Consider the following 17,272-nt stretch of genomic DNA (forward strand, 5'->3'; position numbering starts at 1 on the left):
TAGTTACCCTTCCCTGTATGTCCTCGGGAAGACTCGCCGGCCGCTATGCCCTGTTGCGCCCTCTCGGCGCGGGCGGCATGGGGAAGGTCTGGCTGGCCAGGGATGAGATGCTTGACCGCGAGGTCGCGGTCAAGGAGCTCACGCTGGCCGAGGGCATGTCGCCCAAGGAGCGCTCCGACTCGGTGATGCGGTCCGTGCGCGAGGCGCAGGCCACGGCGCGGCTGCGCCATCCCGGCATCGTGGCGCTGCACGACGTGGTGGTCGAGCAGGAGCGGCCCTGGCTGGTCATGGAGCTGCTGCGGGGCCGCACGCTGGGTGAGACGGTCCGGGAGTTCGGACCCATGCCGGCTGATTATGCCGCGCGGGTCGGCGCCGACGTGCTGGAGGCGTTGATCGCGGCGCACTCGCTGGGGATGCAGCACCGCGACGTCAAGCCGGGCAACGTGTTCCTGACCGAGAGCGGGCGGGTCGTCCTCACCGACTTCGGCATCGCCCGGCAGGAGGGCCAGGCCACGCTCACCGAGCAGGGGCTGATGATCGGCTCGCCCGGGTTCATCGCGCCCGAACGGCTGGCCGGCGAGCCGGGCGGGCCCGCCAGCGACGTGTGGTCGCTCGGCGCCACGCTCTACGTCGCGCTGACGGGCGCGCCGGCCTACGAGGGGTCGGCGGCCCAGCGGGTGCGGGCCACGCTGACGGAGCCCGTACCGGTCGCTCCCGGGCCGCTGGGGCCGCTGCTGTCGGCCATGATGGCGCACCAGCCGGCCGCCCGCCCCGACGCGCGGGTGATCGTGTCCGCGCTGCGGCAGGTGGCCGCCGGCGGGCGGGCCCCGCACCTGCCCGTCAACCAGGACGCGACCGCGCCGACCCGGGTCAAGCGGCGCGGCCGGGCCGCGATCTGGATCGCCGCGGCGGCGGCGCTCGTGCTCGGCGCGGGCGGCGCGACCGCCTTCCTCGTCCTCAGGGACGCGGGCGCGGCGCCGGCCGCGTTCACCGTGCCCATGGACGTGTGCACGCTGGTCAGCCAGGAGGAGGTGGGGGTGCTGCTGCGCACGCAGAGCCCGCCCAAGGCGCAGCCGAGCTCCGACGGCGAGGGCCCCAAGTGCGGCTGGACGGTCGCCAACACGGGTGTGGGCCTGCAGGTGCAGAAGGACTCCGACACCGTCGACCCGTGGTCGATGACCCCGGCCTCGGCCGGCGCGCTCTTCGAGGGCCAGAAGCGCTGGTGGTCGAGGACCGGCCAGGTCGACTGGACCTGGGACGAGATCGGCGCGAAGGCCTCGCAGCGGGCCACCCGCACCCCGGTCCGCGAGATCCCCGGCCTCGGCGAGGAGGCGTTCGGCTTCGAGCTGAAGGGCTCCACGGGCCGCGTGCACACCGCCCAGATCTACTACCGCCTGGCCAACCTGGTGGTCACCGTGCAGTTCACCACCCTCGCGGACAAGCCCACCGACGAGGAGATCAAGCAGCGGGCGCTGAAAGCGGCGCAGACGAGCGAGCAGGCGTTGCGCAATGCCGGATGACCTCTATCTGCTGGCCGGCCGCTACCGCCTCATCGAGCGGCTCGGACAGGGCGGCGCCGGCACGGTGTGGCGGGCCATCGACGAGATCCTCGACCGTCAGGTCGCGGCCAAGCAGGTACGCGTGCCGGAAGGGCTCAGCCCGCGGGAGCGGGCCGAGTTCGCTGACATCGCGATCCACGAGGCCAGGTCGGCCGGACGGCTGCGCGACCCGGCGATCGTGCTGGTGCACGACGTCGTCCTGGAGGGCGGCCAGCCGTGGATCATCATGGACCTGGTCACCGGCCGCTCACTGGACAAGGTGATCAAGGAGCAGGGGCCGCTGCCGCCCGGGTTCGTGGCGGCGGTCGGGCTGCGCGTGCTGTCGGCGCTGGAGGTCGCCCACGCCCACGGGATGCTCCACCAGGACGTCAAGCCCGCGAACATCCTGCTCGACCTCGACGGCTCCGCCATGCTCACCGACTTCGGCATCGCGACGCCGATGGGCGGTCAGGGCGGCAGGTTCGGCGGGGCGGGCTCGCCCGGCTACATGGCGCCCGAGCGGCTCAACGAGCAGCCCTCGAGCCCGGCGTCCGACCTGTGGTCGCTCGGCGCCAGTCTCTACACCGCGGTGGAGGGGCGCGCGCCGTTCGAGCGGGCGCTGCCGGCGGCGGTGACGGCGGCGGTGCTGCTGCACGAGCCGCCGTTCCCGGTCAGGGCGGGCCGCGACTTCGGCGGCCTGCTCATGGCCATGCTCGCCAAGGATCCGGCGGCCCGCCCCACGGCGGCCCAGGTCCGCCAGGCGCTGAGCGTCCTGGCCGGGCCCGCCCCGGTGCCCCGGCGCCGCCGGTGGCTGCTGCCCGTCGTGCTCGCCGCCGCCGTGGCGCTGGGCGCGGGCGGCTGGTACGCCGCGGGCGCGCTGGGCGGCGGGCCCGAGACCGGGAAGTTCGTCACGGCGCCCGATCCCTGCAAGCTGCTGACCGACGCGCAGGCCGCCCAGATCATGAAGGCCAAGCCGGCGCGCGAGGCCACCCGGCCGGGCGAGTGCCAGTGGATCCTGCGTGACGGCGAGGACGGCCGCCGCCGCATCGTCGTCCGCGCCTGGGCGGAGCGGCCCGACGGCGATCTCGGCGGCCCCCAGGTGGCGCAGCGCCGCTTCGCCAGCGAGAAGACCGGCCGCGCCGCCGCGGAGGGCACGGTGATGCGCGAAGCCCGCGGGTCGGTCTCCGACGTCCCGCGGATCGGCGAGTCGGCGATCATCCAGAACAGCTTCAAGGCCTACGTCAACAGCGACTCGACGGGCCGGTCCGACAGCACCGTGCTCTTCCGCATGAGCAACGTGCTCGGCGAGGTGGTCTGGCATCGCGAGAACGTGCCGGTCAGCGACCCGGCGGACAAGGAGCCCGCCCTCGCCGTCGCGCGCCTGGTCGCGGCCGCCCTGTCGAAGTAAGCACCGTACGAGGCGGGCCCGTCGAGGTGAGAGCCGTGGAGGTGAGCACCCTCTGGGGTGAGTGCCGTTTGGAGTGGGCGCCGTCTGGGGTGAGCACCGTGGAAGTGGGCGCCGTCCGGGGTGAGCACCGTGGAAGTGGGCGCCGTCGGGGAGGGCCGCTGCCAGAATGGGCGGGAGTGCTGCAAGCACCTTGCAAGGGGGATGACTAGCATGTTTCCCCGCAAGTCAGGGCAACCCCAGGAGTCCCAGTGAACCCCGGTAGCGAGTGGGAGCCGTCCACCACCCCTTACCAGGTGCCGGGCAGGCGCTTCGAGCCGCCCACCCAGCCGCCCACCCAGCCGCCCGCTCAGCCGCCGACGCTGCCTCCGATGCCGCCACCACCGCCACCGCCGCCCAGGCGGCCCGCCTGGCTGCTGCCCACGCTGGCCGCCGCCATCGTGGTGCTGGTCGCGATGGGCGGGGTGGGCGCGTACTTCGTGGTCGGCAAGGTCTCGCGCACCTCCCAGCCGCCCGCGGCGCAGACCGAGCGGCCGTCGCGGGCCGCTTCCTCGGGGCCCGTCCGCCTGGACGTGTGCGCCATGCTGCCCGCGGAGGAGACCGACCGGCTCGTGCCGGACGCGACCGTCACCAGGTATTCGAGTGAAGGCGACTACACGGTCGCCTTCAACTGCAAGTGGGAGAACCGGCGCATCTCGTTCGGCGACTTCTGGCGTACCAGGGAGATCGACGTCAGGATCGATCAGCACAAGGCCGACGGCGCCAAGACCGGCAGGGCCATGGCGCAGAACTCGTACGAGGTCGACTACGGCGGCGACAAGTATGCCGCGACCGCCAAGCCCTCGCTCAAGCCCGACGAGAAGGAGTACATCTCCCCGATCAAGGAGATCCAGGGCGTCGGTGACGCCGCGCACGCCCAGTACACCTGGCGCCGCAGCGGCAAGCTGCTGTGGTACTCCTACGGCCAGGCCAACGCCCGGGTCGGCGACATGACGATCGAGATCAAGTACCAGGCGGGCCAGCAGCGCAAGGACGCGGCGATCCTGACCAACGAGACCGCGCAGTCGATCACCGAGGACAACGCGATCCGCGAGGTGAGCCGCCTGGCCGGGTTCTTCACCAAGGGGATGGCGGCCTGGCAGGCGCAGCACCCCAACGTGCTGGCCGAGCCGGAGCCGTCGCAGCCCCCTGCTTCGCCGAGCGCGAAGGCGACGCCCGAGCCGACCGTCCTGGCGGCCTTCCCCGCAGAGTGCGGGGCCGTGACCGAGGTGGCCACGCGGCTCGTGCCCGGGCCCACCACCAGGGCGCGCGGCATCGAGGTCGGCTCCGACGCCCAGACCGAGTGCCGCTGGCTCAACCTGGACGTGCCCGGCGCGGGCGAGGGAACCAAGAAGATCCGCAGCGCCCTGATCACCGTGCACCGGTTCACCAACCGGGCGGGCGCCGCCGACGAGTCCGCGGCCAGGACCTACTACGCCAGTCAGCGGGGCGGCGACAAGAATTTCGAGGGGTCGTCCATGGGCGGCATCTCCTGGAGCAAGATCATCGATCTCAAGGAAATGGGCGATCAGGCTTACCAGCAGTTCATCCGGAACCGGCACAGCGAGGTCTCCGCGTCCACCGGCACGGTGCTGACGCGCAAGGGCTCGGTGGTCGTCAGGATCGACTTCTCCGGGCACCAGCGGCCCGAGAAGGAGCCGGCCAACTCGCCCAAGGTCGAGTTCATGCCGCAGAAGGAGGCGATGGACGGCGCGGTCACCCTGGCCGAGGCGTTCATGGCCCAGCTGGCCAAGCAGCCCGCGGGCAGCTAGATGATTGATTCCAAGGGACGGAGATCGGTTGTTCGGCTGCGGACATGAAGCGAGGGCGTTCAAGATCCGTTTGTGACGACAGAACTGAACACCCTCGCGACTGCACTGTACGTGAAGATCGACGATCAGCTGATCGCTTCCCCGGATCTGGCGCCTGAGCGACCCCGGATCGGGTTGCAGCCCCGGCTGAGTGACGCCGAGTTGGTGACACTCGCGGTGTTGTCGGCGCTGCTCGGCTTCACCTCCGAGCGGCGCTGGCTGCGCTACGCCCGCGTCCACCTGGCCGGCCTGTTCCCCTACCTGCCTGGCCAGTCCGGCTACAACAAGCGTCTGCGCGCCGCCACCGGCCTGGTACTGCACCTGATCCGCATCCTCGGCCGGGACACCAGCCTGTGGCACGACGACGTCTGGGTGGCCGACTCCACACCCGTCGAATGCGGCCGCTCCCGGCAGACCGCTCAGCGCTCGGACCTGGCCGGCTGGGCCGAATACGGCTACTGCCCCTCCCACTCCCGCTTCTTCTGGGGCCTGCGCCTGCACCTGCTGTGCACCCTGGGCGGGCTGCCCGTCGCCTTCGCCCTGACCGGTGCCAAGGCCGACGAACGGCTCACCCTGCTGGGCATGCTCGCCGCCGACCCCGACCTGCTTCAGCGTCACCGCGGCCAGGATCTGATCGCGGACATGCAGTACTACGGCCGCGACTTCGAACACGCCCTGGCCACCGAAGATGTGCGCCTGCTGCGCAAAGCCCGCAAAGGCAAGGCCCCACGCTCCGGCGCGCACCTGTTCAAGCCGCTACGTCAAACCATCGAGTCCATCAACCAGACCCTCAAGGGCCAGCTCGACCTCGAACGCCACGGCGGGCGCACGTCCGCGGGCGTCACCATCCGCGTGATCACCCGAATCCTGGCTCTGACCACCGTGATCTGGCACAACGACAAGACCGGCCAGCCCGTCGCCCGATCGCTCACCGCCTACGATCACTGATCCCACATCCCCCTTGGAATCAATCATCTAGGCGGACCCGGTCGGGGAAGGGGCGTCACGCGGGCGTGGCGCCCCTCCTCCGTGCCTGCCGCGCGCGGGAGACATCCTCCTGACGGATCATCCCGTCAAGGGTTAATGGAGCTGCAACCCACTTGCAAGCGCGACAAATACCTTTATGTCTTGCAAGACCTGAGCCGCGCGATCATGTTTGTCCAGTACAGGGGCATGGGCAAACCGAGGGGGATCACGCGGCTCACTTCTTTTCCCGGACCTTCTCCCGGACCAGGAACGGTTCGAGCAGGCCCGGAACCGCCCGCGCCGCCAGCTCCAGGCCGTCGCCGCGGTCCACGTCCACCACGTCGTAGTGGCCCTTGCCCGCGGCGGTGGCGGCGGAGACGGTCAGCAGGCCGTCGCGGCGCTGGAAGTACGACTCGGTGATCGTCCAGCCGGAGACGCCTCTGCGGTCGAGCGCGATCGTACTGCGCACCACCGCGCCCTGCCGCGTGACGAGGTGGCGGCGGCCGAGCGCGTGGCCGAGGCTTCTGGCGCTCTCCACGGCCATCCACATCCCGAACGGCAGCGCCAGCGCGGGGATCGCCCAGACGGCGACCCGCGACCACTGCCATGGCAGCAGCCAGGACGCCAGGCCTGCGCCCGCGGCCAGCACGGCCACCGTCACCAGCGCCCGCACGACCCGCCTCCGCCTGGCCGCCACCGGATGCGGCACCAGCGCACCCGGCACCAGCCCGCCCGCGTCGGCGCCCTGCCCGTCGGCGCCCTGCCTGTCGGCGCCCTGCCTGTCGGCGCCCTGCCTGTCGACACCCGGCCCGTCGGCGCCGTGCCTTCCGGCGGCTGCGACCGCGCGCTCGTCACCTCCGGTCGCCCGGTGCCGGCCCGGGACCGTGCCGTGGTGGGAGGCGCCCGCGGTCGGCCAGGGCGCGTCCGAAGGCGCGGCGTGCCCGGGGGTGCGCCCCGTCGGGCCGGTCGTGCTCGGAACTCCGACGCGGCCGAGGGCGTCGCCTTGGGGCACAGCCGCCGGCGGTGCGGCCGGGGTGGCGGCGAGCCCATCCGTTTGGGGGGTCGCGGTGGCGGGGAGGGCGGGGCTGTTGGCGATCTTGGTGGCGAGGCTCCAGGCCAGGGCGCGGGGGAGGGGTGGGGTGAGGGCGGCAACATCCTCGGTCTCGTGCTCGTCCGCCTTGCCGAGCCCCGTGGCGATGGTCTTGACGCGGGCCCCGCCACCGAGCCTCAGCAGCAGCGGCTCGCTGATCTCCACGCCGCGCAGCCTGCGCTCCTCCAGGGTCAGGGACCGGGTGGTCAGCAGGCCGCGGTGGAGGCGGAGGCGGCCGGGCTCGCGTTCCAGCCGGTAACGTCCCCACGACTCGGCGAACAGCAGGACGGCGCCCAGGACCCCGACGGCCACGTTCACCGCGAGGATCAGCGGGACCGCCACCAGCGGCCGCGCCGTCACCCAGCCCCACACCCCGTCCGCCGCCTCTGTGGCCAGCCTCTTGGCCCCGAACGAGTCCAGCGCCTTGTAGAGCGCCCCGAGCACCAGCGCGGCCCCCGTGAACGACCACAGCGACAGCGGCGCGTACCGGATCCACGACCAGCGCAGCTCCGCCAGCGGCCCGTCGCCGGACGCGGGCCGCTCCTCCTGGCGCAGCAGGGTACGGCGCAGCGACTCCGCCTCGTGCCCGGTCAGCGGGTCGAGCACGAGCTCGGTCCCCTCGGCCGCGTGCTCGCCCGTGCCCACCTTGACCACGGTCAGGCCGAACACCCGCGAGACCGGATCGGCCCGCAGGTTCACGCTGCGGACCCGGTCGAGCGGGATCGAGCGGTGCTGGCGGACGGTGATGCCCGAGCGCAGTTCGAGGCGTTCCGGGGTCAGCCGCCAGCGCGTCGTACGGAGCCTGACCACGTCGTACGCCACCACGGCGGCGACGATCAGCACCGCGGCCGCCGCGCAGACCGCCACGATCCCGCCGATCGGCCAGTCGCGGCCCACCAGGAAGCGCAGGAGACCGGCCACCACGCCGACGACGATCGCCAGCGACTTGACCGCCGAGGCCCAGAGGCTCCGCCCCGCCAGCCCCCGCCAGCCCTCCTCAGAGAAGGACACTCCAGCATCGTCGTTCACGTGGCGTCCCCCGGCGTGGCCTGGGTGAGGGCGGTGAGGCGCTCGGCCAGCTCGGCCGCCACCTCGTGGTCCAGCGCCTCGATCTTGATGGCCCCCGCGGAGGAGGCCGTGGTCACCGTGACGTCCGCCAGCCCGAACAGTCGCTGCACCGGCCCCCGCGCGGTGTCGACCCGCTGGATCCGCGACATCGGCGCCACCCGCCAGGTGTGGGTCAGCCACCCCTTGCGCGTGTAGACCGCCTGGTCGGTGACCTCCCAGCGCTCCACCCGGTAGGTGGCCCGCGGCGCCAGGACGGCCAGCGCCACGCAGCCCGCCGCGAAGAGCACCACGCACGCCCCCAGCCAGATCGGCCGCGAGGTGAGCATCCAGTACGCCGCCACCGCGGCGGCGGCCACCGGCACCAGGAAGATCAGGCCCTGCACCGTCCGCCAGGCGACCGCCCGCGGGTCGGCCTGGTTGCGCGGCGGCCGCAGCCCGGCCGGCGTGCCCCCGCTCATCTGCCGCTCTCCGCCTTCTTGCCCGAGTCGACCACGGCCAGCAGCACGAACCCGAGCACGCCGACCACGATGGCCGAGAACACCTCGTAGCCCCGCAGGGCCGGCACCAGGTTGACCACGAGCAGGTCGTGCGCCCACGGCCACCAGCCGAGCAGGGTGTTCAGCAGTCCGCCCACGCCCTGCAGGAGCAGCAGCCAGCCGAGCAGCGTCAGCACCATTTTCATGGTCCCAAGCGTCGTCCACGGGTCATGGGAGCCGCGTCGGCCGTAGGTCTCGCCCGGCAGCTACTTTGGTCGCTGTCGCCGTACCCTTGGCAGGGCCTAATCTCGATGAACGTGACGCACGAATACCGGTGGGCGCTGCCGTCGGTGCTGCTCGGCGACGGCAGCGAGGGCGGCCGGGTGCGCCGCTCGACCCGCGACTGGATCGTCGACATCGGCATGTTCCTGCTCGCGTCCGGCATCACGCTCATGACCCTGCCGGAGCTCAAGGACGAGCCGGAGCCGCTGCAGCTGCTGGAGCAGGTGGTGGGCGCGCTGTCGTGCGTGGCGGTGTGGCTGCGGCGGCGCTGGCCGGTGGGGTTCGCGCTGGCGACCACCCTGCTCTCGTCCTATCTGGAGCTCTCCGGCGGGGCCTCGGTCGTCGGGCTGTTCACCGTGGCGGTGCACCGGCCGTTCAAGGTCTCCGGCCCGGTCATGCTGTTCTCCCTCGTCACGCTCGTGCCCTACGTCCTGCTGCGGTCCGAGACCCGCGCGGAGGGGGAGGAGACGGCGGCGTTCGCCCTGGCGTTGCTGCTGACCGTGTTCGCGTGGGGCGTCGTGGTCAGAGCGCGGCGCCAGCTCGTCTGGTCGCTCAGGCAGCGGGCCGACAGCGCCGCGGAGGAGGCCAAGCGGCTCGAACGCGAGCGCATCGCGCGGGAGATGCACGACGTGCTCGCGCACCGCGTCTCCATGCTCAGCCTGCACGCCGGCGCGCTGGAGTTCCGGCCGGACGCGCCCGCCGAGGAGATCGCCAGGGCGGCCGGGGCGATCAGGACCAACGCCCACCTGGCGTTGCAGGACCTGCGCGAGGTCATCGGCGTGCTGCGCCACGCGAGGCCGGGCGGCGACGACGACCCGGTGCCCGACCGGCCGCAGCCCACGCTCGCCGACCTGCCCACGCTGGTCGAGGAGTGCCGCCACGCGGGCATGGACGTCCGGCTCGACCTGCGGGCCGGCGGCGACGCGCCGGAAGGGCTGGGCCGCAACGTCTACCGCATCGTCCAGGAGGCGCTCACCAACGCGCGCAAGCACGCGGGCGGGGCGCCCGTGGCGGTCGCCGTCTCGGGCACCCGCGGCGAGGGGCTGTCGGCGGAGGTGCGCAACCCTGTGGGGGTAGGCCACGTCCCGTACATCCCGGGCGCAGGGGCCGGGCTCATCGGGCTGACCGAACGCGCCGAGCTGGCGGGCGGGCGGCTGCAGCACGGCGCGACGCAGGACGGCGAGTTCGTGGTGCGCGCGTGGCTGCCCTGGCCGGTGGAGACGACTCGGGAGGACGCATGATCAGGCTGCTGGTCGTCGACGACGACGCGATGGTGCGGGCGGGGCTGTCGATGATCCTGGGCGGCGCCGGCGACATCGTGATCGTGGCCGAGGCCGGCGACGGGTCCGAGGTGCCGCCGCTGGTGGCCGAGCACCGGCCCGACGTGGTGCTGATGGACATCCGCATGCCCGGCGTCGACGGGCTCACCGCCACCGAGGCGCTGCGCCGCACGTCCGCGCCGCCCGAGGTGGTGGTGCTGACCACGTTCCACGCCGACGCGCAGGTGCTGCGGGCGCTGCGGGCGGGGGCGGCGGGGTTCCTGCTGAAGGACATCGCGCCGGGCGACCTCGTGCAGGCCGTCAGGAAGGTGGCCGCGGGCGAGCCGATCCTGTCGCCCGCGGTGACGCGGCAGCTCATCACGCACGTGTCCGACGGCGCGGCGGGCGACCGTACCGGGCGGGCGCGCAAGCTGCTCGGCCGGCTCAGCGAGCGGGAGCGGGAGGTGGCGCTGGCGGTGGGGCAGGGCAGGTCGAACGCCGAGATCGCGCGGGAGCTCTACATGAGCGTGCCCACGGTCAAGGCGCACGTCTCGCGCATCCTGTCCAAGCTCGACCTCAACAACCGGGTCCAGGTCGCGCTGCTGGTCTACGACGCCGGCACGTAGTCAACGGGCCAGCAGCTCCTCGATCGTGGCCCGGTGCAGCACCAGGTCGTCGGGGTCGTTGGGCCGGGGCTGCTCGCCGAAGTGGATCCGGCGCTGCCACACCCTCGCCATGACGATGCCGTGCCGGAGCGCCGCATACATCTCGTAGAAGTCCATGTCGCGAGGCTCGTACCCCGTGATTTCCCGATATTTCCTGCAAACGTCTTCGTAGCGCATGAAGTCGGGCATGCCCGGGAAGCCCGCGGCGACCGTGATGTCCTGGAAGAAGCGGTGCAGGAAGATCATCCAGGACAGGTCCAGCTCGGGCGGCCCCACCGCGGCCATCTCCCAGTCGAGCACCGCGACCGGGGTGAAGTCCCTGAACATCATGTTCCCGATCCTGGCGTCGCCCCAGCACAGCACGTCGGGCCCGGGTTCCTCGGGCCAGTGCGACTCGAGCCACCCGAAGGCCCGCTCCAGCACCGGGATCGGCCGCTCGCCGTGCGCCCACTCGTAGTAGCCGCGCTGCGCCTCCACGTGCGCGCGCAACCCGGGGGCCCCCAGCGGGGCCAGCTCCTCGGGGGTGAACTCCGCCCGGTGCAGGGCCGCCAGGACCGCCACGCCGGCGTCCTGCAGCCTGCGCTGGTCCGCGGGCGCCGCGTCGAGCAGCCAGCTCCCGAACGTGTACGGCATCACGTCCGGCGGCACGTCGCCGTCCTCGCGCTCCATGACGAGGAACGGCGTGCCCAGATGCTGCGGGTCCGGCTCGAACCAGAGGGCCCTGGGCGCTGGGATCCCAGCTTTTTCCCTGGCCAGGCGCATGATCTCGAACTGTGCCCGCAGGTCGTACGAGGGGAACACGGGAACGGCTTCTACCGCAGGTGCGAGCCTGGCTACGCAGCGCGTTCGCCCCTCGTCCCAGGTGGCGGTGAAGAACAGGGTCTCGCTGGACATGCCGTTCTCGGCGGGTCTGGACACTTCGGACACCGAGGCGCTCCCGCCGACCCTTCCGCGCAGCCAGCGGGCCAGACTGCCGCGCAGTTCCACCAGGTCGCGGGTGGAGGTGCGGATCTCTTCTGCCATGGTCGGCCTCCCGGGTGAACGCCCGTCCCGGCTCAGTCGTATATCCCCAACCAAGCGCTTGTCTATAGACAGGTGGCCGTTACGGTCAGGTACGCGGCAGCCGTACCCTTGTCTGAAAGGGCATGTCACGAAGGGACAAGTGGGATGAGTTCAGCGGGTGAAGGCCTGTCTCGCCCGCTTCCCGAGCAGGTGCGGCTCAATGTCGTCGATCTGGCGTCCCAGGTGCTCGGGACGATGCCCGCTGCCTCCATACCGCCGCCCCTTCGCGGGATAGCCAAGTTCGATCCCCGCAAACGCGCCAAACTCGGCAGCGCGCCCATCGCGGCGCAGCTCGAGAACGACAAGAAGTTCCGCGAGCTGGTGGCCGAATCGGTGGAGGCCGGCTGGCCGGAGCTGGTGGCGTCCCTGGCCGAGGGCAACGTCCCGCCGGCCGCCGACCCCGTGCTCGTGGCCGCGGCCGCCTACCTCACCCGTCCGCCCGGCTGGGCGGAGATGATCGAGGTCGCCCGTACGGACCTGGTGCAGTCGGCGGTGGCGGCCGAGGGGTCGGAGCGCGAGGAGGCCGTCGCCCGGCTCCGCGAGCAGCTCGCGGCGCAGAAGACCGCCGCCAAGGAGGAGGCCGACCGGCTGCGCGAGCAGATCAGGGCGGCCCGAGCGGAAAACTCCGACCTGAGACGCAAGCTCCACGACGCCCGCGAGCGGGCCAAGGCCGCGGTGCAGCGGGCCGAGGAGATGGAGCACGCGGCGGAGGACGCCAGGTCGGCCGCCTCGGCCGCGGGCACCGCGGGCGAGTCCGAGCTGCGGCGGCTGCGCGAGCGGCTGGCCGACGTGGAGAAGCAGCTGGAGGCCTCGCGCCGGGCCGCCCGCGAGGGCAGGAGCATCGAGGACGCCCGCATCAGGGTGCTGCTCGACGCGCTGCAGGACGCCTCGGCCGGGCTGCGCAGGGAGCTCGCCCTGCCCACGATGATCAGCCGGCCCGCCGACTCGGTCGCCGCGGTCACCGGCGAGCGGCCCGGCGTCCGGGGGGTGCCCGCGCGGGCGCTCGCCGACGACGACCCGCAGCTGCTCGATCAGCTCCTGGCCCTGCCGCAGGTCCACCTGATCATCGACGGCTACAACGTGACCAAGACCGGCTACGGCACGCTCACCCTGGCCGACCAGCGCACCCGGCTCATGACCGGGCTCGGCGGGCTGGTGGCGCAGACGAGGGTCGAGGTGACCGTCGTGTTCGACGGTGCCGAGCTCAACTCCCCGGTGCAGGTCGTCGCGCCGCGCGGGGTGCGGGTGCTGTTCAGCCAGCCGGGGGAGATCGCCGACGATCTGATCCGCCAGCTCGTCCGCGCCGAGCCGCCCGGCCGGGCCATGGCCGTGGTGTCGTCGGACCGCGAGGTGGCCGAGTCCGTCAGGCGGATGGGAGCCAGACCCGTTCCGTCTGGTTTGCTGCTGCGCAGGCTGGGCCGGGCCTAGATTACGTGGACCCCTTACGGGCGGGTTTGCCGTGGTCCGGCAGGGGATCGGCGTCGTATTACGAATTGAGCGGATAAGGTGTGACCCCAGCCGCCACTTCTGTACTATTTCGCCCCAGACGAAATCCCTGGGAGGCGACACAGTGAGGTTTGGCAGGGTGCCGGTGGCCGCGGGTCTCGCGTTCGGTCTGGTCCTGTCCCCTGTGGGAGCCGCCGTCGCTGATCCCAGGCCCACCCTCGGACAGGCCAAGGCCAAGCTCGAGAAGCTCAACGACAAGGCCGACAAGGTTGTCGACCGCTTCAACACGGCCACCGAGCGGTACAAGGCCGCCAAGAGCGCCTACACCAAGCTGAACGACCGCTACAAGACCAAGCTGGCCACGGTCGAGGACCTGCGCGCCCAGGTGATCGGCATGGCCGTCGACAGCTACAAGCTCGGCACCGACGTGACCACCTTGCCCGGCATGATGAGCGCGGACCGCCCCGACGACTTCCTGATGGGCCTGGCGCTGGCGGAGCAGATGGCGAGGGAGCGGGCGGAGAAGCTGGCCGCGTTCGACCGGGAGAACCGCGGGCTGAAGGCCGACCGCGACAAGGCGGAAGAGTCGCTGGAGGCGGCCGACCGGGAACGGGACGGGGTCGAGAAGGAGCGCTCGGAGATCATGAAGCTGATCGCCGAGCAGAAGAAGCTCCTGAAGAAGCTGGGCGCCTACAACCCGGGCAACCCGAACAGCGTCGGCATCCAGTACACCGGCCCGGCCTCGGGCAACGCCGCCGCCGTCCTGCGCTTCGCGTTCGCCCAGGTGGGCAAGCCGTACGTGTTCGGCGGGACGGGTCCCGGCGGCTGGGACTGCTCGGGCCTGACCCAGGCGGCGTGGCGCGCGGCGGGCGTGTCACTGCCGCGTACGACCTGGCAGCAGTGGGCCTGGGGCGCGAGCCGCAAGGTCTCACTGAACGCCCTCCAGCCGGGGGACCTCATCTTCAGCTCGAGCTTGGGTCACGTCAGTATCTACGCCGGCGACGGGAAAATCGTTCACGCGCCGCAGACGGGCGACGTGGTCAAGGTCGTCAAGCTCTCGTCGTACGGCGGCCGCCTCGTGGGCGCCATCCGCCCGTAGCCTACGACGCCCGATCGTTGTTCCCGGCGGCCGAACGGGACGCTATGGGAACGATCCACGCGTACGACGCGCCCCGCAGAAGCCGCAACAAGTGTGACAAACGCGACATTTGGGGCCTGACAAACGGGCGCGAAAGGAAGTGTGAGCAGTGTCACATTTCGGTAACGGAGCCTGGGGTTCCAGCAGGGATTTTCATCCTTACTGACTCCACTATCTGATCTTTACAAGCGGTGTCCCGCTTTGCCGATCCTTGACCCTTCGGCGTAGCTTCTGGCGACGTCGCGGTGAACAAGCCATGTCCTCCGCGAACCCGCACCGGTCCCTCCCGGTGTGAGACAGATAAAGATCCGCTGGTCAACCGCCCAAACGTCCCCATATCGACACATCGATCGGGCGGTCGGCCTGCCGAGTCCGTGCAGCCAGGAGGCACGGAGCCGGGGACCCAGAGATCCCAGTTCCCAGGGATCAGGGGGTGAATCGGCGCGCAGAGCGCGCCGTAGGGCGACTTCCAGGCCCGAATCCGTCAGCTAACCCGGTAGGCATTCGTGGAAGACACAAGGAGAAATCCTGTCTACCTCCCTGCATAACCCCCGTCTGTCCCGCATTGCCCTGAGTGGCGTAGCGCTCACGATGACCGTGACGGCCGGAGGTGCGATCCTCCATGCCCCAACGGCTCAGGCGGCCACGACCGAGTCCGCTTCGACGGCCAAGGCGGCCGCAACCGCCGGCACCTCGAAGACGACCTCGGCCGCGACGCTGAGGGCGGCCAAGGTCGCCCGTCAGAAGGTGAAGGCCAGCAAGGCCGTCGCCGTGGCCAAGAACCAGATCGGTGACCCGTACCGGTACGGAGCCACCGGCCCTGGTTCGTTCGACTGCTCCGGCCTCGTCCAGTACGCCTGGAAGAAGGCCGGGGTAAAGCTCCCGCGCGTGGCGGCCAGCCAGTTCGCCCGCATCAGGAACAAGGTCTCGTGGCGGAACCTCCAGCCCGGCGACCTGATGTTCTTCAGGGGGCTCGGCCACGTGGGCATGTACGTCGGCAAGGGCAAGATGGTCCACTCGCCTCGGACAGGCGAACGGGTACGCATCGACAAGCTGAGTGGATGGCGTCGGGCGTCGTTCGTCGGCGCTGTCCGTCCCGGCATGTGAAGAAGCCCCGCCCGGATCTTCCGGGCGGGGCTCTCCCATTGTCTGGTGGCTGTTCTTTCTATCTTTTACGGCGGAGCACGGGCGGCACCACCCGCCGTACGTGGCTGAGGGCCTCCAGGAAGACGCCCGCTGACCCGCACACGGCCCCCCACCGCAACGCCGCCCCCTCAACACACCCACCCCGCCACACGGGGACACAACTCACGGCCCCGCGACTCACGGCCCCGCGACCCACGGCTACGGTCCCGCCGCCCCGCGACCCCACGGCCCCACGGCCCCACGGCCCCCACGGCCCCACGGTCCGCAGGGTGATGGCTGACGGCTCGCGGACGGCTCAGGGGTGACGTGGTGGGCTCTCCGACCGATGGCAGGCGGCGTGTGGACCCCTCGCTCGCGATCCGCGGCGGATGGTGCGGGTGGACGGCGCTCAAGGATGCGCGATCCGTCGCCGGTCGTGTCGCCTGGCGCCCTCCGGTCGCGCCGGAGGGGGTCGAGTTCGGGGCGCGAAGTGGCCGGTCATGGGCCGGCGGGCGACTACGATCGGGCATCGTGTCAGGGCAGGTGAGTCGGCGGGCTGCGATCGTGTCCGTCCTGCTCCTCGCCCTGGCCCCCGCCAGCGCCGCCATCCCCGACTCTCCCGTCCTTCCCGCCGAGGTCCGCGGCCTGTGGGATGACGGTGAGGTCGTGGTCCGCGGGGCGCGTTCTGTGGTCGTCGGCCGACGCACTGAGCCCAGTGAGCCCGGTGACGCCAGTGAGCTCGGTGACATCGCGCGCAGGGCTGATCGGGCGGGGCAGCGGGTGTCGGCGGTGCTGGGAAAGTCAGTACGACCGCTCATAGTCGTTCCCTCGTCCGCGGCCGAGGCGGCCAGGCTGGCCGGGGTGGGGCGGGTCGACGGGCTGGCGGCCGTGGCCGATCGCGGTCGCGTGATCATCGTCCCCGAGTTCTTCGCCAAGCTGAACTCCACCGGCAAGGACGTCGTGCTCGCCCACGAGCTCACCCACGTCGTGGCCGGCACCGACCGCCTTCCCCCATGGCTCTATGAGGGGTTCGCCGACTACGTCGGCTATCGCGACTCCGGGCTCCCCGTGAGGACCGCGGCCGCCGAGCTCGCCGCCGAGGTGCGGGCCGGGAGGCTGCCGAAGGAATTGCCCGGACCTGCGGCTTTCGCGGCTGATGGGCGGGACCCCGTCCGGCTCGCGCGGGCGTACCAGGAGGCTTGGCTGGCGTGTCGCTTCCTCGCTGACCGGTTCGGTGAGAGGACGCTGGTGAGGCTCTACCGTGACGCCCGGGCGGGCGGCGTAGACCGGGCACTCGCCGAGCTCGGCCTCTCCGCGGCCACGCTGACGGCACGGTGGCGCGACTACGTGCGGGACCAGCTCGCGTGAGGGGGAGGCAGATGAGCGAACGGCGGGACGTGGACGACGCGTCGCAAGGGGCGTCGAAGGACGGTGAGGAGGCCGGGGGCACGGTGGCGGGCCCGGGGGCCGATCCGCCGGGTACCGGGGCGAGGAAGCCGGAGGAGAGCTCCGCCCCGATGAAGAAGGAAGCCAATACGGCGGTCCCGGCGGAGGCGGGTGAACCTGGCCTCGGCAAGCAAGCGGCGGGGGACTCGCCCTGGGCGCCTCCCTGGGCGCAGGAGCCCGTACCGGTCCAGGAGGCCGCTTCGGTGGGCGGGCCGGCCGGCGGCGGCACCGCGGCTCGGCACGGAGAGACACGCGGCCACGGTGAGAGCGCGTCCCCGAAGGGGGAGAGCGCCGGCTCGGCGTCCGGTGGTGGCGCGCCCCTGAAGGGGGAGGGCGTCGGCCTGGTGTCAGGGGGCGGCGCGTCCGTGAAAGGGGAGGGTGCCGGGCTGGTGTCCGGGGGCGGCGCGGCCGTGAGACGGGAGAGCGGCGGCGGAAGGCGGGGGCAGAGTGAGAATG

At 71.9% G+C, this 17,272-nt stretch carries 14 protein-coding genes and 1 riboswitch; of the genes, 10 read left to right on the plus strand and 4 right to left on the minus strand.

Going from position 1 to position 17,272, the window contains the following annotated elements; all coding sequences use genetic code 11:
- The first annotated feature begins 17 nt into the window (after positions 1–17).
- The 4 genes from ACFKCF_RS15325 to ACFKCF_RS15340 all read left to right on the plus strand — a co-directional run bounded on the left by ACFKCF_RS15325 (position 18) and on the right by ACFKCF_RS15340 (position 5,741).
- A complete protein-coding gene (locus tag ACFKCF_RS15325; RefSeq protein ID WP_394494047.1) occupies positions 18–1,520 on the plus strand; it encodes a serine/threonine-protein kinase in 1,503 nt (500 codons plus the stop codon).
- Complete coding sequence (locus ACFKCF_RS15330) at positions 1,510–2,946, plus strand: serine/threonine-protein kinase (protein WP_394494049.1); 1,437 nt, start codon at positions 1,510–1,512, stop codon at positions 2,944–2,946. The genes ACFKCF_RS15325 and ACFKCF_RS15330 overlap by 11 nt, the downstream gene beginning before the upstream one ends.
- A 248-nt stretch (positions 2,947–3,194) precedes the next feature.
- Positions 3,195–4,754, plus strand: a complete 1,560-nt coding sequence (locus tag ACFKCF_RS15335) for a hypothetical protein (protein WP_394494051.1) — start codon at positions 3,195–3,197, stop codon at positions 4,752–4,754.
- 72 nt (positions 4,755–4,826) lie between these two features.
- The gene (locus tag ACFKCF_RS15340) at positions 4,827–5,741 is read left to right on the plus strand and encodes an IS982 family transposase (RefSeq protein WP_394494052.1); all 915 of its coding nucleotides are present in this window, start codon (positions 4,827–4,829) and stop codon (positions 5,739–5,741) included.
- A gap of 253 nt (positions 5,742–5,994) precedes the next feature.
- Here the strand turns inward: ACFKCF_RS15340 and ACFKCF_RS15345 are convergent, their stop codons facing one another.
- Genes ACFKCF_RS15345 through ACFKCF_RS15355 form a run of 3 tightly spaced genes read right to left on the minus strand, consistent with a single transcriptional unit; the run spans position 5,995 to position 8,599 of the window.
- Positions 5,995–7,860 carry a PH domain-containing protein gene (locus ACFKCF_RS15345; RefSeq protein ID WP_394494054.1) on the minus strand — a complete coding sequence of 622 codons (1,866 nt, stop codon included), beginning with the start codon at positions 7,858–7,860 and terminating at the stop codon, positions 5,995–5,997.
- Between the two features lie 14 nt (positions 7,861–7,874).
- Entirely contained in the window at positions 7,875–8,375 is a 501-nt protein-coding gene (locus ACFKCF_RS15350) for a PH domain-containing protein (protein WP_394494055.1), read from the minus strand.
- Positions 8,372–8,599 (minus strand): hypothetical protein, encoded by a 228-nt coding sequence (locus tag ACFKCF_RS15355; RefSeq protein WP_394494057.1) that lies wholly within the window; start codon positions 8,597–8,599, stop codon positions 8,372–8,374. Before ACFKCF_RS15355 ends, ACFKCF_RS15350 begins: the two co-directional genes overlap by 4 nt.
- Positions 8,600–8,704: 105 nt before the next feature.
- Here ACFKCF_RS15355 and ACFKCF_RS15360 point away from each other — a divergent pair, with 105 nt between their 5' ends.
- Complete coding sequence (locus ACFKCF_RS15360; RefSeq protein ID WP_394494058.1) at positions 8,705–9,916, plus strand: sensor histidine kinase; 1,212 nt, start codon at positions 8,705–8,707, stop codon at positions 9,914–9,916.
- Positions 9,913–10,560 carry a response regulator gene (locus ACFKCF_RS15365; protein ID WP_394494059.1) on the plus strand — a complete coding sequence of 216 codons (648 nt, stop codon included), beginning with the start codon at positions 9,913–9,915 and terminating at the stop codon, positions 10,558–10,560. The genes ACFKCF_RS15360 and ACFKCF_RS15365 overlap by 4 nt, the downstream gene beginning before the upstream one ends.
- Here ACFKCF_RS15365 and ACFKCF_RS15370 read toward each other — a convergent pair whose 3' ends face one another.
- The gene (locus ACFKCF_RS15370) at positions 10,561–11,622 is read right to left on the minus strand and encodes a phosphotransferase family protein (RefSeq protein ID WP_394494061.1); all 1,062 of its coding nucleotides are present in this window, start codon (positions 11,620–11,622) and stop codon (positions 10,561–10,563) included.
- A 144-nt stretch (positions 11,623–11,766) separates the two neighbouring features.
- Between ACFKCF_RS15370 and ACFKCF_RS15375 the strand changes: the two genes are divergently transcribed.
- The 4 genes from ACFKCF_RS15375 to ACFKCF_RS15390 all read left to right on the plus strand — a co-directional run bounded on the left by ACFKCF_RS15375 (position 11,767) and on the right by ACFKCF_RS15390 (position 16,738).
- Positions 11,767–13,089: an NYN domain-containing protein gene (locus ACFKCF_RS15375; protein WP_394494063.1), complete on the plus strand. Its 1,323-nt coding sequence runs from the start codon at positions 11,767–11,769 to the stop codon at positions 13,087–13,089.
- A gap of 142 nt (positions 13,090–13,231) precedes the next feature.
- Positions 13,232–14,206: an NlpC/P60 family protein gene (locus ACFKCF_RS15380; RefSeq protein ID WP_394494064.1), complete on the plus strand. Its 975-nt coding sequence runs from the start codon at positions 13,232–13,234 to the stop codon at positions 14,204–14,206.
- Positions 14,207–14,599: 393 nt separating this feature from the next.
- Positions 14,600–14,763, plus strand: a riboswitch (cyclic di-AMP (ydaO/yuaA leader).
- 73 nt (positions 14,764–14,836) lie between these two features.
- Positions 14,837–15,352: a C40 family peptidase gene (locus ACFKCF_RS15385; RefSeq protein ID WP_394494066.1), complete on the plus strand. Its 516-nt coding sequence runs from the start codon at positions 14,837–14,839 to the stop codon at positions 15,350–15,352.
- Between the two features lie 549 nt (positions 15,353–15,901).
- Positions 15,902–16,738 carry a hypothetical protein gene (locus tag ACFKCF_RS15390; RefSeq protein WP_394494068.1) on the plus strand — a complete coding sequence of 279 codons (837 nt, stop codon included), beginning with the start codon at positions 15,902–15,904 and terminating at the stop codon, positions 16,736–16,738.
- Positions 16,739–17,272 lie beyond the last annotated feature (534 nt).

It is taken from the genome of Nonomuraea sp. JJY05 (genome assembly GCF_043496855.1).
GTDB lineage: Bacteria > Actinomycetota > Actinomycetes > Streptosporangiales > Streptosporangiaceae > Nonomuraea.